20 protein-coding genes are annotated in these 26,272 nt (G+C 69.5%); 17 read left to right on the top strand and 3 right to left on the bottom strand.

What is annotated here, in order from left to right; all coding sequences use genetic code 11:
* Window positions 1-81: 81 nt before the first annotated feature.
* Window positions 82-381 (bottom strand): 4a-hydroxytetrahydrobiopterin dehydratase, encoded by a 300-nt coding sequence (locus EPAKOI_RS16220; RefSeq protein ID WP_124682874.1) that lies wholly within the window; start codon window positions 379-381, stop codon window positions 82-84.
* Window positions 382-501: 120 nt separating this feature from the next.
* The gene (gene phhA, locus EPAKOI_RS16215; RefSeq protein WP_423192618.1) at window positions 502-1,443 is read right to left on the bottom strand and encodes a phenylalanine 4-monooxygenase; all 942 of its coding nucleotides are present in this window, start codon (window positions 1,441-1,443) and stop codon (window positions 502-504) included.
* Between the two features lie 153 nt (window positions 1,444-1,596).
* Between phhA and EPAKOI_RS16210 the strand changes: the two genes are divergently transcribed.
* The 6 genes from EPAKOI_RS16210 to EPAKOI_RS16185 all read left to right on the top strand — a co-directional run bounded on the left by EPAKOI_RS16210 (window position 1,597) and on the right by EPAKOI_RS16185 (window position 13,117).
* A complete protein-coding gene (locus EPAKOI_RS16210) occupies window positions 1,597-2,076 on the top strand; it encodes an Lrp/AsnC family transcriptional regulator (RefSeq protein ID WP_313837289.1) in 480 nt (159 codons plus the stop codon).
* A gap of 92 nt (window positions 2,077-2,168) precedes the next feature.
* Window positions 2,169-8,150 carry an alpha-2-macroglobulin family protein gene (locus tag EPAKOI_RS16205; protein WP_423192617.1) on the top strand — a complete coding sequence of 1,994 codons (5,982 nt, stop codon included), beginning with the start codon at window positions 2,169-2,171 and terminating at the stop codon, window positions 8,148-8,150.
* 11 nt (window positions 8,151-8,161) lie between these two features.
* Window positions 8,162-8,848 (top strand): lysoplasmalogenase, encoded by a 687-nt coding sequence (locus EPAKOI_RS16200; RefSeq protein WP_423192616.1) that lies wholly within the window; start codon window positions 8,162-8,164, stop codon window positions 8,846-8,848.
* 9 nt (window positions 8,849-8,857) lie between these two features.
* Window positions 8,858-11,095 (top strand): penicillin-binding protein 1C, encoded by a 2,238-nt coding sequence (gene pbpC / locus EPAKOI_RS16195; protein WP_423192615.1) that lies wholly within the window; start codon window positions 8,858-8,860, stop codon window positions 11,093-11,095.
* Between the two features lie 45 nt (window positions 11,096-11,140).
* Window positions 11,141-12,100 carry a delta(1)-pyrroline-2-carboxylate reductase family protein gene (locus EPAKOI_RS16190; protein ID WP_423192614.1) on the top strand — a complete coding sequence of 320 codons (960 nt, stop codon included), beginning with the start codon at window positions 11,141-11,143 and terminating at the stop codon, window positions 12,098-12,100.
* A gap of 288 nt (window positions 12,101-12,388) precedes the next feature.
* On the top strand, window positions 12,389-13,117 hold the full coding sequence (locus EPAKOI_RS16185; RefSeq protein WP_124682881.1) for an OmpW/AlkL family protein: 729 nt from the start codon (window positions 12,389-12,391) through the stop codon (window positions 13,115-13,117).
* A 48-nt stretch (window positions 13,118-13,165) separates the two neighbouring features.
* Here EPAKOI_RS16185 and EPAKOI_RS16180 read toward each other — a convergent pair whose 3' ends face one another.
* A complete protein-coding gene (locus EPAKOI_RS16180) occupies window positions 13,166-13,366 on the bottom strand; it encodes a heavy-metal-associated domain-containing protein (RefSeq protein WP_124682882.1) in 201 nt (66 codons plus the stop codon).
* 173 nt (window positions 13,367-13,539) lie between these two features.
* Between EPAKOI_RS16180 and EPAKOI_RS16175 the strand changes: the two genes are divergently transcribed.
* The 11 genes from EPAKOI_RS16175 to EPAKOI_RS16125 all read left to right on the top strand — a co-directional run bounded on the left by EPAKOI_RS16175 (window position 13,540) and on the right by EPAKOI_RS16125 (window position 26,014).
* Window positions 13,540-15,993: a heavy metal translocating P-type ATPase gene (locus EPAKOI_RS16175; RefSeq protein WP_423192613.1), complete on the top strand. Its 2,454-nt coding sequence runs from the start codon at window positions 13,540-13,542 to the stop codon at window positions 15,991-15,993.
* A complete protein-coding gene (gene cueR / locus EPAKOI_RS16170) occupies window positions 15,990-16,397 on the top strand; it encodes a Cu(I)-responsive transcriptional regulator (RefSeq protein WP_124682884.1) in 408 nt (135 codons plus the stop codon). The genes EPAKOI_RS16175 and cueR overlap by 4 nt, the downstream gene beginning before the upstream one ends.
* 71 nt (window positions 16,398-16,468) lie before the next feature.
* Window positions 16,469-17,380 carry a lysophospholipase gene (locus EPAKOI_RS16165; RefSeq protein WP_423192612.1) on the top strand — a complete coding sequence of 304 codons (912 nt, stop codon included), beginning with the start codon at window positions 16,469-16,471 and terminating at the stop codon, window positions 17,378-17,380.
* Window positions 17,381-17,469: 89 nt separating this feature from the next.
* Window positions 17,470-19,137, top strand: coding sequence for a GMC family oxidoreductase (locus EPAKOI_RS16160; RefSeq protein WP_423192611.1), 1,668 nt, complete (start codon window positions 17,470-17,472; stop codon window positions 19,135-19,137).
* Window positions 19,138-19,446: 309 nt separating this feature from the next.
* On the top strand, window positions 19,447-20,220 hold the full coding sequence (locus EPAKOI_RS16155; RefSeq protein ID WP_124682887.1) for an ABC transporter ATP-binding protein: 774 nt from the start codon (window positions 19,447-19,449) through the stop codon (window positions 20,218-20,220).
* Entirely contained in the window at window positions 20,217-20,948 is a 732-nt protein-coding gene (locus EPAKOI_RS16150; protein WP_423193530.1) for an ABC transporter ATP-binding protein, read from the top strand. The genes EPAKOI_RS16155 and EPAKOI_RS16150 overlap by 4 nt, the downstream gene beginning before the upstream one ends.
* Window positions 20,949-21,049: 101 nt before the next feature.
* Complete coding sequence (locus EPAKOI_RS16145; RefSeq protein WP_124682889.1) at window positions 21,050-22,258, top strand: ABC transporter substrate-binding protein; 1,209 nt, start codon at window positions 21,050-21,052, stop codon at window positions 22,256-22,258.
* A 159-nt stretch (window positions 22,259-22,417) separates the two neighbouring features.
* Window positions 22,418-23,302 (top strand): branched-chain amino acid ABC transporter permease, encoded by an 885-nt coding sequence (locus EPAKOI_RS16140; RefSeq protein ID WP_423192610.1) that lies wholly within the window; start codon window positions 22,418-22,420, stop codon window positions 23,300-23,302.
* Window positions 23,302-24,345, top strand: a complete 1,044-nt coding sequence (locus tag EPAKOI_RS16135) for a branched-chain amino acid ABC transporter permease (RefSeq protein WP_124682891.1) — start codon at window positions 23,302-23,304, stop codon at window positions 24,343-24,345. The genes EPAKOI_RS16140 and EPAKOI_RS16135 overlap by 1 nt, the downstream gene beginning before the upstream one ends.
* Before the next feature lie 332 nt (window positions 24,346-24,677).
* Complete coding sequence (locus EPAKOI_RS16130; protein ID WP_423192609.1) at window positions 24,678-25,178, top strand: hypothetical protein; 501 nt, start codon at window positions 24,678-24,680, stop codon at window positions 25,176-25,178.
* A 77-nt stretch (window positions 25,179-25,255) separates the two neighbouring features.
* Entirely contained in the window at window positions 25,256-26,014 is a 759-nt protein-coding gene (locus tag EPAKOI_RS16125) for a sulfite exporter TauE/SafE family protein (protein ID WP_124682893.1), read from the top strand.
* The last annotated feature ends 258 nt before the right edge of the window (window positions 26,015-26,272 follow it).

Raw genomic sequence — 26,272 nt, 5'->3', positions numbered from 1 at the left:
GGAAACAATGTCGCCGATTGTACAGGCCGGGCCCGCGGCCTGCCTTTCAGTTGGCCTACAGCGCGGGCGGCGCCGGCGGCGTCAGCGGGCCAGCCCGGCGGCGGCCTGCTCGATGAACGTCGCCAGGTCGATATCGCGCTGCGTCAGGCCGTTGGCGTCGTGCGTGGACAGCGTGATGTCCACGCGGTTGTACACGTTGAACCACTCGGGATGGTGATCCACCTTGTCCGCGTGCAGCGCCACGCGCGTCATGAATCCGAACGCGGCGTTGAAGTCGGCGAACCGGAACGATTTGTGGATCGCGTCGCGGTCCTGAACGGGCGTCCAGCCGGGCAGCGCGGCCAGCAGGGGCTTGCGGGCGTCTTGCGAGAGAGGGGTCATGATTGGGCTCGATCTGAAGGGTTGTCTGCGGGAGCGCAACAAAAGCCGGCCCGCCCCGGGCCACGGCGTGGCCGCGGGGCATGGCAGGCATTGTTTCACAAAGCGGGATGGCGGGGCGGCTCAGATGTCGTCGCTGTCGCCCCAGCCCTCGCGGGTGCCGGCGTGGATGACCCGGTCGCCCTCGGCGATGTCGCCGGCGCCCAGCGTCGGCAGCGCGCGCAGCGTCGGGTACAGGTCGGTGAAGTCCGGGCGCGTGGCGTCGAACAGTTGTTCGAAGCTGTCGATCACGAAGTACGTCTTCTGGAACGTGTCGATCCGGTAGCGCGTGCGCATGATACGGCGCAAATCGAAGCCGATCCGGTTCGGGCTGGCCGAATCGAGGCTGTAGATCGATTCGCCCTGGCTGGAGACGATGCCGGCGCCGAAGATCCGCAGCCCCTGCGGCGTGCGGATCAGGCCGAATTCCACCGTGTACCAGTACAGCCGCGCCAGCATGTCCAGCGCGCCCAGCCGCGCGGCCTTCAGGCCACCCTTGCCGTACGCCTCCATGTAGTCGGCAAAGACCGGGTTGATCAGCAGCGGCACGTGGCCGAACACGTCGTGGAAGCAGTCGGGCTCCTGCAGGTAGTCGATCTGCTCGGGCTTGCGCATCCACCAGCTTGCCGGAAAGCGCCGGTTGGCCAGGTGCTCGAAGAACACCTCGTCCGGTACCAGCCCCGGCACCGCCACCACCTGCCAGCCCGTGGCGCGCATCAGCATCTCGTTGAGCTGGTCGAAATCGGGCACGCGGTCGCGCGCCATGCCCAGCGTGGCCAGCCCCTGCAGGAATTCGTCGCAGACGCGGCCTTCCAGCATCGCCGTCTGGCGGTCGTAGAGCTTGCGCCACGTCGCGTGGTCGGTGTCGGTGTAGCGGTGCACCGGCTGGGCGATGGTGAAGTCCGGGCGCAGCTCCTGGCCGGACAGCAGTCCTTCCTCGAACTGTTCCTTGAGCTTGGCGGTCAGCGTGCCGGCAAAGTTGCCCGCAGGCTGGTCGGCGCGGGGCGTGGTGGCCGAGGGGGTCATGCGGCGTCTCCGTTTGATTTGTCGATCCGTTGCGGATTTCCTGCATAGTCTAGCCAGCCAATGGCGCAGAATGCGCGCAAAGTTGGGGTCTTGGCGCCATGCCGTGCATATAATCCGCGTACCGTCATCCACCGATGCAGGATTCTTGCAGCCATGCCTACTGCCCATCTCGACCCCTACGACCTGGCCCTGCTGGCCGCGCTGCAGGCCGATGGCCGTTCCACCCACCAGCAACTGGCCGAGCGGGTGCACCTGTCGCCCAGCCAGGTCGGGCGCCGGCTGGCCCGCCTGGAGACCGACGGGGTGATAACCGGCTACCGGGTCAACCTGTCGCTGCCCGCGCTGGGGCTGGGCGTGATGGTGTTCATCAGCGTCAAGCTGGCCCACCACGGCGACACGATCATCGAGCGCTTTGGCGAGGAAATCATGCTGCTGGAGGAGGTGCAGGAGTGCTACGCCGTGGCCGGCGAGGCCGACTACCTGATCCGCGTGGTCGTGCAGGACCTGCCGATGCTGGCCGATTTCACGATGAAGCGGCTGATGCGGGTGCCGGGCGTGGAGAGCATCCGGTCCAACATCGTGCTTACCCCGCTCAAGAAGGAGGGACCGCTGCCGCTGGCCCATTTGCGCTAGATCGGCGGTTCGTTCTGCCGAAATGTGCAGAGGCTTGCGCTTGCCACGGGCGCATGTCACGCTCGCGCGGAGCCAATTCGGGAGAAGGCAGCATGATCGGGAGGATCGCCACGGTAGCCGCGGCCGCCGCAGCAGGTCTCGTTTTCAGCGCACTGACATGGGCGCCGGCCGCCACGGCCGCGCAGATCACGCGCTTTTCGCCCGAGGGGGTGAATCCGCAGGTCCGTCAGGTGGCCATCCGCTTCGACGAACCGATGGTGCCGATGGGCGACCTCAAGGCCCAGGCGCCGGCCACAGTGTCCTGCACCGGCGGCGCGGTGGGCGGCAGCGGCCGCTGGGTCAACGCCAGCAACTGGGTCTACGACTTCGAGCGCGACCTGCCGCCCGGCGTGCGCTGCGCCGTGCAGGTGGTGCCCGGGCTCAAGAGCGTGGCCGGCAAGGCGTACGCGGGCAAGGGCGAGTACCGGTTCGAAACCGGCGGCCCCGTCGTGATCTCGGCGCGGCCGTCGGGCGGCGAGATCGAGGAAGACCAGGTGTTTGCGCTGCGTTTCAATGGCGCCGCCACGGCCGGATCGATCCGCAGCCACGCCTGGTGCCAGGCCGAGGGCCTGGGCGAGCGCATCCCCGTGCGGCTGCTGACCGGCAAGGAGCGCGACGGCGTGATCGAGGCGCTGCACTGGAAGGAAGTGGTCAAGCGCGACGCCGACGCCGTGCACCTGCTGGCCTGCCAGCAACGCCTGCCAGCCGGCGCGCGGATGCAGCTCGTGCTGGACGCCGGCATCGCCACGCCTTCCGGCCTGGCCACCACGGCGGCGCGCCGCTTCGAGTTCCAGGTGCGGGAGCCGTTCACCGCCGGCTTCACCTGCGAGCGCGAGCGGGCCGAGGCCCCCTGCACCCCGCTGCGGCCGATGACCGTCACGTTCACGGCGCCCATCGCACGCAAGGCCGCCGCGCAGATCGTGCTCAACACACCGTCCGGCAGCCAGGCGCCCGCCTTCGATCCCGACGACGCCCCGGACGCACCCGTTTCCAGCGTCACGTTCAAGGGTCCGTTTCCCGAGAAGGCCAGCCTGACCATCGAGGCGCCGCGCGATCTCAAGGACGAGAGCGGCCGCGCGCTGACCAATGCCGACCTGTTTCCGATCAAGCTGACCACGGCCGCGCTGCCGCCGCTGGCCAAGTTCGCCGCCGCGCCGTTCGGCGTGGTCGAGCGCTTTGCGGACCTGCCGCGCGGCAAGCGGCCGAACGACTATCCACCGCTGCTGCCCGTGACGCTGCGCAATGTCGAAGCCGACCTGCCGGCGCTGGCCGTGCGCGCGCAGCCGGGCACCGTGGCGCGGCTCAAGGTCGATGACGACGGCGCCATCCTGCGCTGGTTCGGCATGGTCAAGCGCATGCACGAGAACACCTGGACGCGCGAGCAGCTTGCGGCCATCCGCGCCGGACAGCCACCGTACAAGGTACGCGTGCCGCGCAACGCGCCGGCCATCGAGACGCGCTCGGTGTCGCTGCTCGAAGGCGTGCCCGGCGCCGGCAAGTTGGCCATCCCGAAATCGACGGACACCACGCCGCGCCCGTTCGAGGTGGTCGGCATCCCGCTGCCCGAACCGGGCTTCCACGTCGTGGAGATCGCCTCGCCGATGCTGGGCGCGGCGCTGCTCGGCAAGCCGGTGCCGATGTACGTGCGCACCGCCGCGCTGGTCACCAATCTGGGCGTCCACTTCAAGCTGGCGCGCGGCGAGGGCGACGGCGACATGAGCGGCCTGGCCTGGGTGACGGGGCTGGACGACGGCAAGCCCGTTGCCAACGCCCGCGTGGCCGTGCGCAACTGCGACGGCACGCTGCTGGGCCAGGGCACCACCGATGCCACCGGCGTCGCGCGCTTTGCGAAGCTGCCGGACCGCCGCTACGAAGACTGCGACAACGGCATGGAGGGCTACTTCGTGTCGGCCCGCATCGGCGCCGATCATCCGCAGGCGCGCGGCAAGGCCGACATGGCGTTCGTCATGTCGAACTGGAACCGCGGCATCGAGACGTGGCGCTTCAACGTGCCCACCGACCTGAGCCCGCAGCAGACCGTGCGCGCCCATACCGTGTTCGACCGTACGCTGCTGCGCGCGGGCGAGACCGTGTCGATGAAGCACCTGATCCGCAACGAGACCTCGCAGGGCTTTGCGCTGCCGCAGGCCATGCCGACGCAGCTCGTGATCACGCACGAGGGCACCGGCCAGACGTACGAGATGCCGCTGGCGTGGCGCACCACGGCCACGGGCGGGCGCAGTGCCGAGAACGCGTTCCAGGTGCCGGCATCGGCCAAGCTCGGCGTCTACGACGTGGCGCTGGTGTACGGCGACGGCCGCACGCTTGCAAGCGGCGGCTTCCGCGTGGAGGCGTTCCGCCTGCCGGTGCTGGCCGGCACGCTGTCGGTGGCCAAGGACCCGAAGGCGAAAGGCAACGCGCTGGTCGCCCCGGCCGAGGTGCCGGTGGGCGTGGAGATCCACTACCTGAACGGCGGCGGCGCGGCCGGGCTGCCGGTGCGGCTGTCGGCGCTGATGCGCAACAAGTCGGTGAACTTTGCCGACTACGACGAGTTCTCGTTCGACGTCCCGCGCGCGGCGCAGCAGAGCAGCAGCGGCGACGAGGAAGAGGACGATGCGTCGTCGCCCGACGCATCCGAAAAGCTGGTGGCCGACAAGCTGCCGCTGACGCTGGACAAGGACGGCAACGGCAAGCTGACGGTCAAGGACCTGCCGAAGGTGGACGCGCCGCGCGACCTGGTGCTGGAGGCCGGCTTTGCCGATCCGAACGGCGAGATCCAGACGCTGCGGCAGACCGTGCCGCTGTGGCCGTCGGCCGTGGTGGTCGGCATCCGCGCGGCCAATTGGGTATCGGTCAGCCAGAAGCTGGCCGTGCAGGCCGTGGTGCTGGACACGCAGGGCAAGCCCGTGGCCGAGTCGCCGGTGCAGATCAAGGCCCGCGCGCGCATCACCACGTCGGCGCGCAAGCGTGTGGTCGGGGGCTTCTACCGCTACGACAACCGCAGCGAGACCAAGGACCTGGGCGTGGTGTGCGATGCGCGCACCGACGCGCAGGGCCGGGCGCGCTGCGACGTGGCGCTGTCGCAGGCCGGCGAGGTGGAGCTGGTGGCCAGCGCGCGCGACAGCGACGGCCGCGCGGCGCAGGCCGCCACCACGGTGTGGGTCACGCGCCAGGGCGAACTCTGGTTCGGCGGCGACAACCACGACCGCATGGACGTGCTGCCCGAGAAGAAGTCGTACGCGCCCGGCGACACCGCCGTGTTCCAGGTGCGCATGCCGTTCCGCCGCGCCACGGCGCTGGTGGCGGTGGAGCGCGAAGGCATCCTCGACACGCAGGTCGTCGAACTGAACGGCAGCGATCCGACGATCAAGCTCAAGGTCAAGCCCGAGTGGGGGCCCAACGTCTACGTGTCGGTGCTGAGCCTGCGCGGCCGCCTGCGCGAGGTGCCGTGGTACTCGTTCTTCCAGTGGGGCTGGCGCCAGCCGATGGACTGGTGGCGCGCGTTCCGCAGCGAAGGGCGCGAGTACGTGGCGCCGTCGCCGCTGGTGGACCTGTCCAAGCCCGCGTTCCGCCTGGGGCTGGCGCAGATCCGCGTCGGCAGCGACGCCTACCGGCTGGACGTCTCGGTGACGCCGGACAAGGCCAGCTATCCGGTGCGCGGCCGCGCCCGCGTGACGGTGCAGGTCAAGCTGCCCGACGGCAAGCCGGCCGCCAATGGCGAAGTGGCGCTGGCCGCCGTCGACCAGGCGCTGCTGGAACTGATGCCGAACGCGAGCTGGAACCTGCTCGACGCGATGGTCCGGCCGCGCAGCTACGGCGTGGAGACGTCGACGGCCCAGATGGAAATCATCGGGCGCCGCCACTATGGCCGCAAGGCCGTGCCGGCCGGCGGCGGTGGCGGCAAGAGCCCCACGCGCGAACTGTTCGACACGCTGCTGCTGTGGAACCCGCGCGTGCAGCTCGACGCCGAGGGCAAGGCCACGCTGGAGGTGCCGCTCAACGACTCGCTGACGAGCTTCCGCATCGTGGCCGTGGCCGACCTGGGCGTGAACCGCTTTGGCAGCGGCAGCGCGACGATCGCCGCGACGCAGGACCTGCAGATGATCTCGGGCCTGCCGCCGCTGGTGCGCGAGGACGACCGCTATCGCGCGATGTTCACGCTGCGCAACACCACCCAGCGCGCGATGACCGTGGAAGCCACCGCGCGCGCCACGCTGGTCGACGCCCAGGCGCTGCCGGCCCAGACCGTGCAGATTCCGGCCGGCGAGGCGCGCGAGATTGGCTGGGACGTCGCCGCGCCCGCGCTGCTGGCGTTCAGCCGCGCCGGGACCGTGATGTGGGAGGTAGCCGCGGCCGAGAAGGGCACGGGCGGCGCCAGCGACAAGCTCAAGATCGCGCAGCAGATCGTGCCGGCCGTGCCCGTGACCGTGCAGCAGGCCACGCTGGCGCAACTGACGCCGAACCTGTCGGTGCCGGTGCAGGCGCCGGCCGGCGCGCTGGCCGATCCGTCGGGCCGGCTGCGCGGCGGCATGCAGGTGTCGGTGCAGTCGTCGCTGGCCGGCGGCATGCCGGGCGTGCGCGAATGGTTCCGCGTCTATCCGTACAGTTGCCTGGAGCAGCGCTCGTCGAAATCGCTCGGCATGGGCGACGCGGCCGCGTGGGATGCGCTGATGGCGCAGCTGCCGTCGTACCTGGACACCGACGGGCTGGCCGCGTACTACCCGCTGGCGAGCGACAGCGCGCGCGGCAGCGAGGTGCTGACGGCCTACCTGCTGGCCATCTCCGACGAGGCGTCGCGCGCGGGCTTGCCGATGCGGATTCCGGACGCGCAGCGCGCGCAGATGGAGCGCGGCCTGGCCGCCTTTGTCGAGGGCCGCATCGCGCCGCCGCGCTGGGCGCCGGCGTCTGCGTCGATGGACCTCGACGTGCGCAAGCTGGCCGCCATCGAGGCGCTGTCGCGGACCGGCAAGGCCCAGGCGCGCATGCTTGGGTCGATCCAGATCCTGCCCGAGCAGTGGCCCACGTCGGCGCTGATCGACTGGCTCGGCATCCTGTCGCGCGTGCAGGACATCCCCGAGCGCGACAAGCGCATGGCCGATGCCACGCAGTTGCTGCGCAGCCGCCTGACCGTGCAGGGCACGCGGCTGGTGTTCTCCACCGAGCGCAGCGACAACTGGTGGTGGCTGATGTCGGGCGGCGACGTCAACGCGGCGAAGCTGCTGGCGCTGGCGTCGCAGCTCCCGGCGTGGAAGGACGACGTGCCGCAGCTGGTGACCGGCCTGCTGGGCCGCCAGACGCGCGGCGCGTGGATGACGACCACGGCCAACGCCTGGGGCGTGATGGCGATCCGCCGCTACGCGCAGGTCTACGAGAAGACGCCGGTGGCCGGCACGGTGCGCGCCACGCTTGGCGATGCCTCGCGCACGTTCGACTGGGCGAAGGCCGCGCGGCAGGACGGCGTGGCCAGCGGCATGGTCGACCTGCCCTGGCCGGCGGCTGCTTCCGGTACGCCCGGTGCGCCGGCCCCGCTGCAGGTGGATCAGCAGGGCGCGGGCCGGCCGTGGGCCACGGTTCGCGCGCTGGCCGCCGTGCCGCTGCGCGAACCGGTAGCAGCCGGGTATCGCATCCGCCGCACCGTGACGCCGGTGGAGCAGGCGGTGGCGGGCAAGTGGTCGCGCGGCGACACGTACCGCGTGCGGCTCGACATCGACGCGCAGGCCGACATGACGATGGTGGTGGTCAGCGACCCGGTGCCGACCGGCGCGACGATCCTGGGCAGCGGGCTTGGCCGCGACTCGGTCATCGCCACGCGCGACCAGAAGTCCGCATGGTCGGACTTCGTCGAACGCACGCCGGAAGCCTATCGCGAGTACTTCGGCTTCGTGCCGAAGGGGACGCTGGCCGTGGAGTACACGGTGCGGCTCAACAATGCCGGCGAGTTCGCGCTGCCGCCGAGCCGCGTGGAGGCGATGTACGCGCCCGACGTGTTCGGCGAGACGCCCAACGCCAGGCTGACCGTGGGGGCCGCCAAGTGAACTGGATCGCCATGCGGATGCCCCCGCGCGTGCGCGAATGGTGGTTCGCCGGTGTGCTGGCCGGCGTGACCTACGGCGTGCTGCTGTTCCAGGTGTCGCTCGAAGTGCCGGCCGGCACGCCGCTGACCGGCCAGATTGCCTACCAGCCGGTGTGGAAGACGGCGATGGCGCTGCTGCTGGCGCGCGCGGCGTGGTTCCACCGGCCCCGGCCCGAGCGGCGCTGGCTGGTGACCGCGCTGGTGTTCTCGGGCCTGGGCGACTTCCTGCTGGCGATGCCGGGCCTGAAGATCTCGTTCATCGGCGGGCTGGGCGCCTTCCTGATGGCGCACCTGGCCTACCTGCGGCTGTTCGTGCCCCTCGGGGCGGACCTGCGGCCGCACCGGCTGGTTGGCTGCGGGCTGGTGATCGGCGCGGCGGGTGCGCTGCTGGGCCGCTTCTGGCCGAACCTGGGCCCGCTGACGTGGCCCGTGGTGGCCTACATCGGCGTGCTGGCGGCCATGGCCTGCGCGGCGCTGCTGGCGCGGCTGCCCACGCCACTGGCGGCCATCGGGGCGCTGTGCTTCGTGATGTCCGATGCGTTGATCGGCACGGCGCGCTTCCTGTCGCCGTTCGACACGTACCAGCTTGGCATCTGGTGGACCTATGCCATCGCGCAGGTGCTGCTGGTGGCGGGCGTGGTGGCGGGGCGCGGCGAGTGAGGGTGTGACATGACGCGAGGCACCTGGGCACTGGCGGGCGTGCTGCTGCTGTGGGCGGCGGTGGCCCAGGCCGTGCCCACGTTCCGCGAGGTGCGCGGCAACTGGCGCAGCGCGGACATCGTCGTGACCGACCGGCACGGGCAGCCCGTGGCACGCGTGCGCGACGACTTCCAGGCACGGCGCGGCGACTGGGTGACGCTGGCCGATACGTCGCCCGCGCTGCGCACCGCCATCGTGCTGTCCGAGGACCGGCGCTTCTACGCGCACAGCGGCGTGGACTGGCAGGGCGTGGCCGCGGCGGCGTGGGCCAATCTCTGGAACACGCGCACGCGCGGCGCGTCGACGCTGACGATGCAGTTGGCCGGGCTGCTCGACGACGACCTGCGCGCCCGTGGCGGGCGCAGCTTCGGGCAGAAGGTGGGGCAGGCCATCAGCGCGTCGTCGCTGGAACGCGGCTGGAGCAAGGACCAGATCCTCGAAGCCTATCTGAACCTCGTGCCGTACCGCGGCGAACTGGTGGGGCTGTCGGCGATGTCGCAGACGCTGTTCGGCAAGGTGCCGAGCGGTCTCGATGCCCGCGAGTCGGCGGTGGCCGTGGCGCTGGTGCGCAGCCCGAATGCGTCGGCGCAGCAGGTGGCCCGCCGGGCCTGCGGCATCCTGCGCGAGATGCGGCAGCCGCGCGAGTGCGACGGGCTCGACGGCTTCACCGCGCTGGTGCTGGCGAAGTCGACCCGGGCGGGCGCCGACAGCATGCACGCGCGCCGCGACGCCAACCTTGCGCCGCATCTGGCGCGGCTGCTGGTGACGCGCGCCCGGGCGGCCACGCCGGCTGGCACGCCTCCACCGGCGCGCATCGTGTCGACGTTGGACGCGGCCATGCAGCGCGTGGCCGCCGACAGCCTGGCGCGCCACCTGCGCGAACTGGCCGGGCGCAATGTCGAGGACGGCGCCGTGGTGGTCATCGACAACGCCAGCGGCGACGTGGTGGCCTATGTCGGCTCGTCGGGGGCGCTGTCGGCGGCGCCGGAAGTGGACCACGCGGCGGCACTGCGGCAGGCCGGATCGACGCTGAAACCGTTTCTCTACGAACAGGCGATCGAGGAGCGGCGGCTGACGGCGGCGTCGCTGCTGGACGACCGGCCGGTGAACCTGCCCACCGGCGGCGGCCTCTACATTCCGCAGAACTACGATCATCGCTACGCGGGCTGGGTCAGCCTGCGCGCGGCGTTGGGGTCGTCGCTGAACGTGCCGGCCGTGCGCACGCTCGTGATGGTCACGCCGCACCGCTTTCATCGGCGGCTGGTGTCGCTGGGCCTGCCGCTGACGCAGTCGGGCGACTACTACGGCTACAGCCTCGCGCTGGGCAGCGCCGATGTGTCGCTGCTGTCGCTGACCAACGCTTATCGCAGTTTCGCCAATGCGGGCACCTACGCACCGCCGCGCATGGCGATGGATGGGCCGCGGCCGGCGTCGCGCGCGGTGATGTCGCCGGCGGCGGCGTACGTAATTGGCGACGTGCTGGCCGATCGCCATGCCCGGGCGCGGACGTTCGGGCTCGACAGTCCGCTGACCACGCGCTTCTGGACCGCCGTGAAGACCGGCACCAGCAAGGACATGCGCGACAACTGGTGCGTCGGCTGGTCGCAGCGGTACACGGTAGGCGTGTGGGTCGGCAACGCCAGCGGCGCGGCCATGCACGACGTGTCGGGCGTCTCTGGCGCGGCGCCGGTGTGGCACGAGGTCATGGAGGCGCTGCATCGCGGCACGCCGAGCCGGGCGCCGGCCATGCCCGGTGGCGTGGAGCGCATCACGCTGCAGTTCGAGGACGGCCTGGAGCCGGCGCGCGAGGAAGTGTTCCTGGCCGGCACGACGATGCAGCGCGTGGGCGTGGGCAAGCCCGGCAAGTCGCAGGGCACGCCAGCCATCGCCAGCCCCGCCGACGGGACGATCTTCGCGCTCGATCCCGACATTCCGCCGGCGGCGCAGCGCGTGTGGTTCCACGCCGACGGGCTGACCGGCCAGACCGCCGACGCCGTGAGCTGGCGCCTGAACGGCCAGCCGCTGGGCAAGGGCGGGCAGGTGGCGTGGCTGCCGTGGCCTGGGCGCCATCGCGTGGCGCTGGTGGACGCGCGCGGGCAGGTGGTGCACGAGATCGGCATCGAGGTGCGCGGCGCCACGGTGCGCGACGGGGTGGCGCCGAAGGCGGCCGTGCAGAAGGTGTCGGCGCCGCGCGCGCCGGTGCGCTGAGCGGTGCGCGACAATGGCGCTTCCAATCGCTCACGTCCGACGCCCATGACTGCCCAGTTGCCAACCCTCGATGCCGCCGCCACGGCGGCCCGCCTGCCGTATCCCGAACTGGCCCGGGCCATCGCGTCGATGCTCGGTGAATTGCGCGCCGGCACGGCCATGGCGCCGCCGCGCATCGCCCTGCCGGTGGGCGACGCCGCGCAGGGGCAGGGCACGCTGCTGGTGATGCCGGCCTGCAACCGCGACATCGTGATGACCAAGAACATCACGGTCCATCCGGACAACCCGTCGCGTGGCCTGCCCAACATCCTGGGCGAAGTGCTGGTGGCCGACGCCCATACCGGCCAGCGCGTGGCGATGCTGGACGGCCCGACCGTCACGGGCCGGCGCACCGCCGCCGTGTCGCTGCTGGCCGCGCAGTCGTTCGCGGCGGATCCCGACGGCGAACTGCTGATCGTCGGCGCCGGCGTGCAGGCGCAAACCCATCTGGAAGCGTTCATCGCCGGGCTGCCGGTGCGCAAGGTCTGGCTGCAATCGCGCACGCGCGACAAGGCCGAGGCGCTGGCCGCGCAGGCCCGGCTGCTGGGCGTGGCCGCCGAGGTCGTGGACGATGTGGCGGCCGTGCTGCCGCGTGTGTCGATGGTCGTCACGGTGACGTCCAGCCGGTCGCCGGTGCTGCCGGACCTCGATAGCGGGTTGTGGAGCGATCGGCACTTCGTGGCCGCCGTGGGCGCGTTCCGGCCCGACATGTGCGAGCTGCCGCCGCAGTTGTGCCGCACGGCTTCGGCCGCCGGCCGGCTGCTCGCGGACACGCTGTTCGGCATTGAGGACGAGGCGGGCGACCTGCTGCAGGCCGGCATCGACTGGCAGACCGTGCAGCCGTTCGAGACCGCCATCCTGCAGGCCGACGCGCTGCGGGCGCGCGCCGGCAGTCCGCTGGTGTTCAAGAGCGTCGGCTATGCGCTCTGGGACCTCGCCGCCTGCATCCTCGCCAGCGGCAGGTGACGCCCAACCGGCTTTCGGACCATTCCGAACGGGTGTTTCAGCGCCGGGTATCCAGCAACAAAACCACTCCTGGCGAGTGGTTTTTCATTTGTGAAACGCGACCGTTGCGCCGGCGCGTCGTTTTGCATGCAAATTGGCGAAATTCATTCGCCATCTTTTGGGTTAACCCTGCCTTTAGGGCATTTCTTCTATCATCGCGTCCCGTGTTTGAAACAGTCCGAGAGAGCCAGGCAGGATAATTGCCGCCTGCAGTGGTGGTATTCCAAAGAGGATGGAGTAAGAGGAACAATGAAAAAGATCTATAAGAAGATGCTGATGGCGGGCGCCGCCATGGCACTGGCTGGCGCCGCACAGGCCCAGTCCGCGGGCAGCAACATCGTGAGCCTGGGCTGGATGCGGGTGATGCCCACCGGCGATTCGCAATTCCTGACGATCGACTCGATCGCGGGCCGCCCCACCGGCGGCGTGCAGCGTCCCAACACGGGCGCGTCGATCGACACGGCCGACACGGCCGGCCTGACGTTCGCGCATTTCTTCACCGACAACATCTCGGCCGAGTTCGTGCTGGGCATCCCGCCGAAGCACGACGTCAGCGGCGACCGCGACTACGCCAAGTACGGCAAGCTGGGCGAAGTGCGCCAGTGGAGCCCGGCCATCGTCGCCAAGTGGCATTTCTTCGACGCCAAGACCAAGTTCCGCCCGTACGTCGGCATCGGCGTGAACTACACCTGGTTCACGAGCGAGACCGTGACCAACCAGGGCTTTGTGAACGCGGAATTCGCGCCGGGCGCGCGGATGTCGGCCACGGCCAGCTCGTCGTGGAACCCGGTGTTCAACGTCGGCGCCAACTACGCCATCAACGAGAAGTGGTTCGTCGGATTCTCGGTGTCGTACGTGCCGATCTCCAGCACGGCCCACTTCACGACCACGCTGCCGAACGGCGCCAAGGTCGAGTCGCACACCAAGATCAAGATCGATCCGGTGGTCACGTTCCTGAACGTCGGCTACAAGTTCTGATCCCGGCCGGGACCAGAAACAGGAAGGGCACCCGAGGGTGCCCTTTTTTCATGCCGCCGACTTGACCGGGTAGCCGGCTGTCTCGATGGCCTGTTGCAGCGCGTGGCGGTCGGCCGCCGATTCGACCTTGACCGACTGCGACGGCACGTCGGCCGAGACCTGCGCGGCCGGGTCCACCGCCTGCACCGCGCGCGTGATGGCGCCGACGCAGTGATTGCAGGACATGCCTTCGACCTGGAACTGGATCATGGAGTGACTCCTTGGTGACGTGGATAGGGAAGAAGGTAACGCAACGGAGTATGAACCTTCCCACCGTGGGAAGCGCAAGCCCGCCGTCGTCCCGCCGCGCACCTTGACCTTCCAATGATGGTAAGGTCCACAGTGCATGCATCGCGCCCCGCGCCCTTGCCAAACCCGCTTCCATGTCGACTTCCGCATCCACCCTGCAATCCGCCCCCGCCGCGGCCGAACCGCTTGCCGAATGGCGCCTGCCTGTCGAAGGCATGACCTGCGCGTCGTGCGTGCGCCGCGTGGAAACCGCGCTGGCCAAGGTGCCCGGCGTGCAAGACGTGGCCGTCAACCTGGCCACCGAGCAGGCCACGCTGCACGCCCGTGATGGCGCCGCGCTGGCGGCAGCGGCCCAGGCCGTGGCCGACGCCGGCTACGACGTGCCGCGCGACGAGGTGGAACTGGACATCGCCGACATGACCTGCGCGTCGTGTGTGGGCCGCGTGGAGCGCGCGCTGAGCGCCGTGCCCGGCGTGCAGGCGGCCCAGGTCAACCTGGCGACCGAACGGGCGACCGTCACGGTCCTGCGCGGCACGGCCGATGTGGCCCAGCTGGCGGCGGCGGTGACGCGCGCCGGATACGGCGCCCGGCCCGTGGTGGACCCGGCCGCGCCGGGGCAGGGCGAGGCGCCAGCGCGTGTCGATTTCTGGTCCGGGCCGTGGCCGGTGGGCATCGCCGCGGCGCTGTCGTTGCCGCTGGTGGCGCCGATGGTGCTCGCTTGGTTCGGCATCCACGCCATGCTGCCCGGCTGGGTGCAGTGGGTGCTGGCCACGCCGGTGCAGTTCGTGTTCGGCTGGCGTTTCTACAAGGCCGGCTACAAGGCCGTGCGGGCCGGCGCGGGCAACATGGACCTGCTCGTGGCGCTGGGTACGTCGGCGGCGTACGCGCTGTCGGTCTGGCAACTGCTGCAGGCCGGCGACGCCACGCCGCATCTCTATTTCGAAAGCGCCGCCGTGGTCATCACGCTGGTGCGGCTTGGCAAATGGCTCGAAGTCCGCGCCAAGCGCCAGACCGCCGACGCCATCCGCGCGCTCGCCGCGCTGCGGCCCGATACCGCGCGGGTTCGTCGCGATGGTGTGGAACACACGGTGCCGCTGGCCGACGTGCGCGTGGGCGACGCCATCGTCGTACGGCCCGGCGAGCGGATTCCGGTCGATGCGGAAGTGGTGGAGGGCACCAGCCACGCCGACGAATCGATGCTGACCGGCGAATCGGTGCCGGTGCCCAAGCAGCCGGGCGATCGGCTGACCGGTGGCGCCATCAATTTCGAAGGGCTGCTGGTGGCGCGCACCGTGGCCGTGGGCGCCGAGACGGTGCTGGCGCGGATCATCCGCATGGTCGAGCACGCGCAGGCCGCCAAGGCGCCGATCCAGCGCATGGTGGACCGCGTCAGCGCCGTGTTCGTGCCGGTGGTGCTGGGCATCGCGCTGGTCACGCTGCTGGGCTGGGGCGTGGTGGCGGGCGACTGGAGCCAGGCGCTGCTCAACGCCGTGGCCGTGCTGGTGATCGCCTGCCCGTGCGCGCTGGGGCTGGCCACGCCGACGGCGATCATGGCCGGTACTGGGGCCGGCGCGCGCGCCGGCATCCTGATCAAGGACGCCGAGGCGCTGGAAGTGGCGCATCGCGTGTCGGTGGTGGCGTTCGACAAGACCGGCACGCTGACCGTTGGCAGGCCCGAGGTCGTCGCGCTGCACGCGGCGGATGGCGACGAGGCCGGCCTGCTGGCGCGGCTGGCGGCGCTGCAGGCGGGCAGCGAGCATCCGCTGGCGCGCGCCGTGGTGGCGCTGGCCGCCGCGCGCGGCGTGGCGGCGCCGGTTGCCAGCGACGTGCGCGCGCTGCCGGGCCGTGGCATCGCCGGTATCGTCGACGGACAGCCGCTGCAGTTGGGCAGCGAGGCGCTGCGCGTGTCGCTGGACGCGCCGGCCGGGCCGCTGCAGGCCCAGGCCGACCGCCTGCGCGGCGAGGGGCGCACCGTGTCGTGGCTGGTCGATCCGGCGCGGCACGTGGTGCTGGGCCTCGTGGCGTTTGGCGATGCGCTGAAGCCCGGCGCGGCGGCCGCCATCGCCCGGCTGCGCGCGGCCGGCATCCACACCGTGATGCTGACCGGCGACAACGCCGGGGCGGCGGCGCATGTGGCCCAGGCGCTCGGCCTGGACGACGTGCAGGCCGAGGTGCTGCCGCAGGACAAGGCGGCGCGCGTGACGGCGCTGCGGCGCGATGGCGCGGCCGTGGTGGCGATGGTGGGCGACGGCATCAACGACGCCCCGGCGCTGGCGGCGGCCGACGTCGGCATCGCCATGTCCACCGGCACCGACGTGGCGATGCACGCGGCCGGCATCACGCTGATGCGCGGCGACCCGGCGCTGGTGGCCGACGCGCTGGCTGTGTCGCACCGGACCGTGCGCAAGATCCGCCAGAACCTGTTCTGGGCCTTCATCTACAACGTGATCGGCATTCCGCTGGCGGTGGCCGGCCTGCTCAACCCCGTGGTGGCCGGTGCCGCCATGGCGTTTTCCAGCGTCAGCGTGGTCGGCAACGCGCTGCTGCTGCGGCGCTGGCACCCGGCGGATACCAGGGAGACGCGATGAATATCGGCGAAGCGGCGGACGCCTCGGGCGTGTCCGCGAAGATGATCCGGCACTACGAATCGATCGGGCTGGTGGCGGCGCCGCCGCGCACCGAGGGCGGCTACCGGCGCTACGACGACCGGGCGGTGCACACCTTGCGCTTCGTGCGGCGTGCCCGTAATCTCGGCTTCTCGCTCGACGAGATCCGCAACCTGCTGTCGCTCTGGCAGGACCGCGGCCGGGCCAGCGCGGACGTGAAGGCGCTGACGCTGCGGCACGTGGCGGACCTGGAAGTGAAGATTGCCGAACTGGCCGCGATGCGCGACACGCTGCGCGCGCTGGCCGAGGCGTGCAGCGGCGACGACCGGCCCGACTGCCCGATCCTGTCGGACATGGCGTCGGACTGTCCGTCCTGCCACCGCTAGGCCGCGCCAGCCCGCACCGACACCTTGCCTTACCCCGCACCGCAAGCAGGGACCACGAGGAGACCCCCGGCATGGATCAACCTGTGATGGCCACGCACCCGTCCGATACCGCCCCGGCCGCGCCCGCCGCCGTGGAGTCGCGCCAGCGCATGCGCGACGGCACCGAACTGCTGCTGCGCACCTGGCTGCCCGATCCGCAGCGCTATCCGGCGCCGCTCGGTACGGTGCTGCTGGTGCACGGGCTGGCCGAGCACAGCGGGCGCTACGCCCACGTGGCGGCGACGCTGCTGGCGCTGGGCCTGCGCGTGCGCGCCTACGACCATCGGGGCCATGGCGCCAGCGGCGGCCCGCGCATGGTGGTGCCGGGCCCGGACAGGTATCTCGACGATCTGGCCGAAATCCACGACGCGGCGGTGCGGCAGTGGCACGAATTGCCGATCCTGCTGGGCCACAGCATGGGCGGGCTGGTGGCGGCACGCTTTGCCACGGCGCGCGTGCGGCCGATCCGCGCGCTGGTCCTGTCGTCGCCGGCGCTGGCGCTGAAGATTTCCAATAGTATGCTCACGATGCATCGTGTGTTGCTGGCTTTGGCGCCGAATATTCGTGTGCCGAATCCCATCGACGCACGGCTGCTGTCGCACGACGTGGAAGTGGCGCGCGCCTATCGCACCGACCCGCTCGTGCAGGGCACGATCAGCGCCTGCGTGCTGGAGTCGATGATCCGCGGCATGGCGCAGGCCCAGGCCGACGCGCCACGGCTGGAGGCGCCGATGCTGATGCTGGTGGGCGGCGCGGACCGCATCGTCGACCCGCAGGGCAGCCGCAGCTTCTTTGCCAGCACGCCCGAGGACCTGCGCGAGATGGTCTGGTTCGACACCGGCTACCACGAGATCTTCAACGAGGCCGAGCCGCTGCGTGGCGAGGTGCTTGCGGCACTGGCCGACTGGCTGCGGCGCCACCTGGAGGCTCCGGCAAAGCCCTGACGACAGCGGCGCGCCAGACGTGCGATGATGCCCGGCATTCCAACAAGAAAAATCCGGGGCCCTCAGGGCCGGCAAAGGAAGCTAGGGACATGGAGACGTACGACTACATCATCGTGGGCGGAGGCTCGGCCGGCTGCGTGCTGGCCAACCGCCTGACGCAGGACGCCGATGTCAACGTGCTGCTGCTGGAAGCGGGCGGCAAGGACGACTACCACTGGATCCACATCCCGGTCGGCTATCTCTACTGCATTGGCAATCCGCGCACCGACTGGCTCTACCGCACGGTCGAGGAAGCGGGCCTGAACGGCCGCTCGCTGGGCTACCCGCGCGGGCGCGTGCTGGGCGGGTGCTCGTCGATCAACGGCATGATCTACATGCGCGGCCAGCGCGAGGACTACGACGACTGGGCGCGCATTGCCGGTGACGACGGCTGGCGCTGGGACAACGTGCTGCCGCTGTTCAAGCGCAGCGAGGACCATTACCGCGGCGCCAACGCGTACCACGGCGCGGGCGGCGAATGGCGCGTGGAGGCGCAGCGGCTGCGCTGGGACATCCTGGAGCGCTTCATCGACGCCGCCGAACAGGCCGGCATTCCGCGCACCGACGACTTCAACCGGGGCGACAACTTCGGCGTGGGCTATTTCGAAGTGAACCAGCGGCGCGGCATCCGCTGGAACACGGCCAAGGCGTTCCTGCGCAAGGCTGCCGAGCGGCCCAACCTGACCATCGTGACCGGCGCGCAGGTCAGTGGGCTCGTGTTCGACACGCCCGACGGCCGCCGCTGCACCGGCGTGCAGTACGTGGGCGGCGGCCGGCCGCTGGAAGCGCGCGCCACCGAGGAAGTCATCCTGGCGGCCGGCGCCATCAATTCGCCGCAGTTGCTGGAGCTGTCCGGCATCGGCCAGCCCGAGCGGCTGCAGGCGCTGGGCATCGGTGTTCGCCATGCGCTGCGCGGCGTCGGCGAGAACCTGCAGGACCACCTGCAGTTGCGCACCGTGGTCAAGGTGCAGGGCGTGCGGACGCTGAACACGCGCGCGTCGAAGTGGTGGGGCAAGCTCGGCATCGGGCTGCAGTACGCGTTCAACCAGAGCGGGCCGATGAGCATGGCGCCGTCGCAGCTTGGCGCGTTCGCGCGCAGCGACGAGGGCCAGGCGCGTCCCAATGTCGAATATCACGTGCAGCCGCTGTCGCTGGACAAGTTCGGCGATCCGTTGCACGCGTTCAACGCGTTCACGGCCAGCGTCTGCAACCTGCGGCCCACGTCGCGCGGCAGTGTCCATATCGACGATGCCGACTTCCGGCGCGCGCCGCGCATCGCGCCGAACTACCTGTCCACGGACGCGGACCGCAAGGTCGCGGCCGACTCGATCCGGCTCACGCGGCGCATCGTCGCCTCGCCGGCGCTGGCGCCGTACCAGCCGTCCGAATGGCTGCCCGGCGCCGCGTTCCAGACCGACGAGCAACTGGCCGAGGCGGCCGGCGCGATCGGCACGACGATCTTCCACCCGGTGGGCACCTGCCGCATGGGGGCCGCCGATGACGCCGACGCAGTGGTCGACAGCCGCCTGCGCGTGCGCGGAATTGCCGGGCTGCGCGTGGTGGATGCGTCGGTCATGCCGCTGATCACGTCGGGCAATACCAACTCGCCCACGATCATGATCGCCGAGCGCGCCAGCGACATGATCCGCGCCGACCGCAAGGCGCGCGCGAGCGGTGCAGCAAATGCGCCCGAAATCGTCGCGCCGGTGTCGGCCTAGGGGTCTTCCACGATACCCGGCGCAAGGCAGCGCGGCGGGCGTCGGTGCGGCTCCGCACACCGGATTCGCGCGGCATCGGGAATGTATTAAGCCTAGTGCAAACCCCGATGTTTTGCGACGCAGCAGGCGCACACAATAGTCGCCGGTATACGGTGCCGCCACCTTCACTTGGCGCACCGGCCGACACGGCAGCCGCACCGTTCCCACACACCTATAACGCGGCAACCATGGCGACAAAGCGCCGGAGTTCGAACCATTGTCAGTAGCCGGGCACAACCCGGCATGCAGCAAGAGGGCGGGCAGGAGACTATGACTCAGGAAATCATCCTGGAAACGAAGAACCTCACGAAGGAATTCAAGGGGTTCACGGCGGTGAGCGACGTCAACCTGCGCGTGCGTCGCGGCTCGATCCATGCACTGATCGGGCCCAACGGCGCGGGCAAGACCACCTGCTTCAACCTGCTGACCAAATTCCTGGAGCCCACCACGGGCACCATCCTTTTCAACGGCGTCGACATCACGCGCGAGAAGCCCGCGCAGATTGCCCGGCGCGGCGTGATCCGCTCGTTCCAGATCTCCGCCGTGTTCCCGCACCTGACCGTGCGCGAGAACGTGCGCATCGGGCTGCAGCGCCAGCTGGGCACCGCGTTCCAGTTCTGGCGCAGCGAGCGGTCGCTGGACGTGCTCGACGCGCGCGCCATGGAGCTGCTGGACCAGGTGGGCCTGACCGAATTCGCCGAGACCACCACCGTCAACCTGCCGTACGGCCGCAAGCGCGCGCTGGAGATTGCCACCACGCTGGCGATGGAGCCCGAGCTGATGCTGCTGGACGAGCCCACGCAGGGCATGGGCCACGAGGACGTGGACCGCGTGACGCAGCTCATCAAGAAGGTATCGGCCGGGCGCACCATCCTGATGGTCGAGCACAACATGAACGTGGTGTCGTCGATTGCCGACACCATCACGGTGCTCCAGCGCGGCGCCATCCTGGCAGAGGGGCCGTACGCCGACGTGTCGAAGGACCCGCGCGTGATGGAAGCCTACATGGGCACCGTCGACGCCGAACTGCAGGGAGCGCACTGATGACGGCCAACACTCCCGCACTGGAAATCAAGGACCTGCACGCCTGGTACGGCGAATCGCACATCCTGCACGGCGTGGACCTGACCGTGAACCGTGGCGAAGTGGTCACGCTGCTGGGCCGCAACGGCGCCGGGCGCACCACCACGCTGCGCGCGATCATGGGTCTGACCGGCACCCGCAAGGGATCGATCAAGGTCAACGGCCAGGAAACCATCGGCCTGCCCACGCACAAGATTGCCCACTACGGCATTGGCTACTGCCCGGAAGAGCGCGCGATCTTCTCGTCGCTGTCGTGCGAGGAAAACCTGCTGCTGCCGCCGGTGCTCAAGGGGTCCGGCAATGGCGACACGCCGGGCATGAGCGAGGCCGAGATCTACGAGATGTTCCCGAACCTGCGCGAGCGCCGGCAGAGCCAGGGCACGCGGCTCTCAGGCGGCGAGCAGCAGATGCTGGCCGTGGGCCGCATCCTGCGCACGGGCGCGAACCTGCTGCTGCTCGACGAGATATCCGAGGGGCTGGCGCCGGTGATCGTGCAGGCGCTGGCGCGGATGATCCTGATGCTCAAGAACAAGGGCTACACGGTGGTGATGGTGGAGCAGAACTTCCGCTTTGCCGCGCCGCTGGCCGACCGCTTCTACGTGATGGAGCACGGCGCCATCGTCGAGCGCTTTGCCGCCAGCGAGCTGCAGGCCAAGATGCCTGTGCTCAATGAACTGCTAGGGGTCTGACCCACTGCGCGCATCCCGCGCCAGGGTCGCACGATTTGTCGTCGTCAACGATTGGCAGGAACGGGTGGCGCAGCGCGCCGCCGCAACTCAGGAGACACAACATGAAGATGACTCGGCTGGCCGTCGCAGTGGCGGCAACTGTCCTTGGTGCATTCGCGGGCAGCGCTTCGGCGCAGGTAACCAACGATACGGTCAAGATCGGCTACATCACCGACCTGTCCGGCCTGTACGCCGACATCGACGGCCCGGGCGGCCTGGAAGCCATCAAGATGGCGATCGAGGACCACGGCGGCAAGGTGCTGGGCAAGCCGATCGAGCTGGTCTCGGCCGACCACCAGAACAAGGCCGACATCGCCGCGTCGAAGGCGCGCGAATGGATGGACCAGCAGGGCCTGGACGTGCTGATCGGCGGCACCAACTCGGCCACGGCGCTGGCCATGAACAAGGTGGCGCAGGAAAAGAAGCGCGTCTACATCAACATCGGCGCCGGCACGGCACGCCTGACCAACGAGGAATGCTCGCCGTACACGGTGCACTACGCGTATGACACGGTGGCGCTGGCCAAGGGCACCGGCAGCGCGGTGGTCAAGCAGGGCGGCAAGAAGTGGTTCTTCCTGACCGCCGACTACGCGTTCGGCCATTCGCTGGAAAGCGACACGGCGGCCGTGGTGAAGGCCAACGGCGGCACGGTGGTGGGCCAGGTGCGCCATCCGCTGTCGGCGTCTGACTTCTCGTCGTTCCTGCTGCAGGCGCAGTCGTCGAAGGCGGACATCCTGGGCCTGGCCAATGCCGGCGGCGACACGATCAACTCGATCAAGGCCGCCAAGGAATTCGGCATCACCAAGAACATGAAGATCGCCGGCCTGCTGATGTTCATCAACGACGTGCACAGCCTGGGCCTGAAGAACACCGAGGGCCTGCTGATGACCGACAGCTGGTACTGGGACATGAACGACGACACGCGCAAGTTTGCCAACCGGTTCTTCGGCAAGATGAAGAAGATGCCGAGCAGCCTGCAGGCCGCCGACTACTCGTCCGTCAGCAACTATCTGAAGGCCGTGGAAGCCGCCAAGACCGACGATCCGGACAAGGTCATGGCCGAGCTGAAGAAGATGAAGCTGAGCGATTTCTACAGCAAGGGCCAGATCCGCGCCGACGGCCGCTACGTGCACGACATGTACCTGATGCAGGTCAAGGCCCCGGCCGACTCCAAGAAGCCCTGGGACTACATGAAGGTCGTGACCACGATCCCGGGCGACCAGGCCTTCACCACCGTGGCCGAGTCGAAGTGCTCGGTGCTGAAGAAGTAAGGCGTGAGGTGTGGCTCCCCTCTCCCGCCACGCGGAAGAGGGGCTGGGGATGAGGGCAGGGCGGTTTGGGTGCGACTTGTCGCCATTTGAGCCGCCGGCCCTCGCCCCCGACCCCGCGCCCTCAGGGCGCAGGGAGAAACAGACAGGCAATCGACGCCCATGGACATTTTCGGAATTCCGCTACCCGCCATGCTGTCCCAGCTGCTGCTTGGGCTGGTCAATGGTGCTTTCTACGCGATGCTGAGCCTGGGGCTGGCCGTGATCTTCGGCCTGCTCAACGTGATCAACTTTGCGCACGGCGCGCTGTTCATGCTCGGGGCCGTGCTGGCCTGGGCGGGCATGGAGTACGCCGGACTCAATTACTGGGTGATGCTGGCGCTGTCGCCCATCGTGGTGGGCGTGATCGGCGTGATCATCGAGAAGACGATGCTGCGCTGGATCTACAAGCTCGACCACATCTACGGCCTGCTGCTGACGCTGGGCATCACGCTGGTCATCGAGGGCGTGCTGCGGTCGATCTACGGTGTGTCGGGGCTGCCCTATTCGCCGCCGGACGCGCTGCAGGGCGCCACGGACCTGGGCTTCATGATCCTGCCGAACTACCGCGCGTGGGTGGTGGCGGCGTCGGTGGTGGTGTGCCTGGCCACGTGGTTCGTGATCGAGAAGACCAAGCTGGGCGCGTACCTGCGCGCCGGCACCGAGAACCCCAAGATGGTGGAGGCGTTCGGCGTCAACGTGCCGCTGATGGTGACGCTGACCTACGGCTTCGGCGTGGCGCTGGCCGCGTTTGCCGGCGTGCTGGCGGCGCCGGTGATCCAGGTATCGCCGCTGATGGGCCAGAACCTGATCATCATCGTGTTCGCGGTGGTGGTGATCGGCGGCATGGGCTCGATCATGGGATCGATCATCACCGGCCTGGGGCTGGGCGTGATCGAGGGGCTGACCAAGGTGTTTTATCCGGAGGCATCGTCGACCGTGGTGTTCTTCATCATGGTGATCGTGCTGATGCTGCGCCCGGCCGGGCTGTTCGGGAGGGAAAAGTGATGAGCGGGCAGACGGGACAGACTGCCGTGGCAGTCGAGGCCAAGGGCTTCAGGGAAGGGACGGGCGTGCAGAAGAAGGTGCTGTACGGCCTGCTGTTGCTGGGGCTGATTGTGGCGCCGCTGGCCGGGGCGTATCCGGTGTTCGTGTTGAAGGTGCTGTGCTTTGCGCTGTTCGCGTGCGCGTTCAACCTGCTGATTGGCTTTACCGGGCTGCTGTCGTTCGGCCACGCGGCATTCTTCGGCGGGGCGGGCTACGCGGCCGGCCACGCAATGAAGGTGTGGGGCGTGACGCCGGAGCTGGGCCTGCTGTTCGGCACGCTGGCCGGCGCGGTCATCGGGCTCGTGGTGGGCTGGCTGGCCATCCGGCGCCAGGGCATCTATTTCTCGATGATCACGCTCGCGCTGGCGCAGATGCTGTTCTTCGTCTGCCTCCAGGCGCCGTTCACCGGCGGCGAGGACGGGCTGCAGGGCGTGCCGCGCGGCAAGCTGTTCGGCGTGCTGCCGCTGTCTGACGACATGACGCTGTACTACGTGGCGCTGGTCATCATCGTGGCCGCGTTCGCGCTGATCGTGCGCACCGTGCACTCGCCGTTCGGCCAGATCCTGAAGGCGATCCGCGAGAACGAGCCGCGCGCCATCTCGCTGGGCTACGACGTGGACCGCTTCAAGCTGCTGGCCTTCGTGATATCCGCCGCGCTGTCGGGCCTGGCCGGCGCGATCAAGGCGCTGGTGCTGGGCTTTGGCACGCTGACCGACGTGCACTGGTCGATGTCGGGGTCGGTGATCCTGATGACGCTGGTGGGCGGCCTGGGCACGCTGTCGGGCCCGATCGTCGGCGCGTTCGTGATCGTGGCGCTGGAGAACAAGCTCGGCGACATCGGCGCCTTCCTGGCCAACCTGACCGGCGTGTCCTGGTTCAATTCGCTGGGCGAGTCCGTGACCATGGTGACCGGCATCATCTTCGTGATCTGCGTGCTGACGTTCCGGCGTGGCATCATGGGCGAGCTGATCGCCCTGACCAGCCGCAAGCCGGGCCACAAGTAGCCGGCCGCGAGTGAAGATGGGGCGACATGCCCGATTTTGGGGCTAGGGTTATTGCTGACTTGTTTCATACGCACCGCTTCGTTACATTGCATATACGGTTTTCGCAGGTTAATTGGAGGCGGAAGCGAGGAGACGACAGGCGCGCACCCGGTGTCGGGTAGCAGCAGCCAATACGATAAAGAGGCGTTGCTGGGTGATCCCTGGCAACGCCTTTTTCATTTCCGGCGCCCCGCATCGCCGTCCCTCCGCCCCATGTGCCGCCGATGCATCTTCGGCATGACCGGCCGCCAGCCCGCGTGCGACAATGCCCGGCTGCATCTTCCGGCCCGGCCATGTCCACCCCATCCGACGTTTCCCCATCCCATCAAGTGCCGTATCGGGTACATCCCGCGACTGGCGCCGACGGTCCATTGCTGGACGCCTGGCTGCAGGCCCGCGCGCCGTTGCCGGTGCCCGAGGCGCGCGCACGGCGGCTGTCGCTCGACGCCTTGCTGGCGCAGGGCGGTCAGGGGCTGTGCCTGGTGGGTCGCACCAGTTCCGGGCAGCCGGTCTGCCTGATGCCGGTCACGCTGGTCCACAGCCTGGCGCTGGGTGGGCGGGTGGCGATGGTGGCCGAATGGTGGCCGCCCGCCGATCCGGCGGAAGCCGCCGAGGCATGGCGCGACGCCTGCTGCGCCGAGCTGGCCGACTGGTGCCGCGCCCATGGCATCCGCCATATCCGGCTGGCCCCGGCGCTGGTGGCCGACGCCGCGCAAGCACCCGACGGCTTTCGGCGCGATGCCGACGGCCTCTGGACCCGCAGCTTGGTGCCGACGCCCAAGCAGCTTGGCTGACCGGGCCCGGCGTCGTCATCGACCGTCCCGCTCCGGCGCATCCCCTTTGACCTTTCACCCCCTCGCACGGTAGATCCATGGAGTTCGTTTTTCTGGCGGCGGCCGCCTTCCTGGCCGGCTTGATCGACGCGGTGGCCGGTGGCGGCGGCCTGGTGCAGGTGCCGGCGCTGTTCTCGACCTATCCGAACATGTCGCCGGCCACGCTGATCGGCACGACCAAGGTGGCGTCACTGGCCGGCACGTCGAACGCGGCGCTGCGCTACGCGCGCAAGGTGCGGATCTACTGGGGCGCCACTGGGCCGGCCACGCTGGCGGCGTTCATCTTCTCGATGGCCGGCGCGTGGACGCTGACCATGATCCCGGCCGAGCCGCTGCGCAAGGCGCTGCCGTTCGTGCTGCTGGTGCTGCTGGCCTACACGGTGGCCAGGAAGGACCTGGGCACCGACCACGCGCCGGCGCTGTCGGGCGGCCGCGAACGGCTGGCCGCGCTGCTGGCCGGTGCCGCCATCGGCTTCTACGACGGCGTGTTCGGCCCCGGCACGGGCAGCTTCCTGATGATCGTCTTCGTGCGGGTGTTCGGGTACGACTTCCTGCATGCGTCGGCGTCGGCCAAGATCGTCAACCTGGCCACCAACCTGGCGGCGCTGCTGCTGCTGGCCGCCAAGGGCCACGTCTGGTGGCAGCTTGGCATCGTGATGGCCGTGGCCAACGTGGCCGGCAGCCAGGTGGGCAGCAAGCTGGCGCTGCGCCATGGCAGCCGCTTCGTGCGCAAGGTGTTCATCGCCGTGGTGAGCGCGCTGATCGTCAAGACGGCCTACGACGCGTTCCTGCGCTAGCGCGCCGGGAAACCCTTGCCTGTTGCGCCCGTGCCGCTGCGGGTTAATCCCGCCTTTTCGTATCACATCGCTGTGTTAGACTCGATTCGCATTCCCGACCGAGCGGTCGGCGAATGAACTGCGCAATCCGGGGGTAACGGCGCAGGACGGGAAAATAACGGGACGAACTTCGAGGTGCCCGACCAGATCGGATGCCAGCGCTGCATCCGCCAGAGAGCCTGCCAGAGCGGGCCGACAAACAAACTGAAGGCATCCGCC

Source organism: Cupriavidus sp. H18C2 (assembly GCF_049393795.1).
Classification (GTDB): Bacteria; Pseudomonadota; Gammaproteobacteria; order Burkholderiales; family Burkholderiaceae; genus Cupriavidus; species Cupriavidus pauculus_C.
Note: the sequence above shows the minus strand (reverse complement) of the source record. Positions and strands in the feature narration are given on the sequence as shown.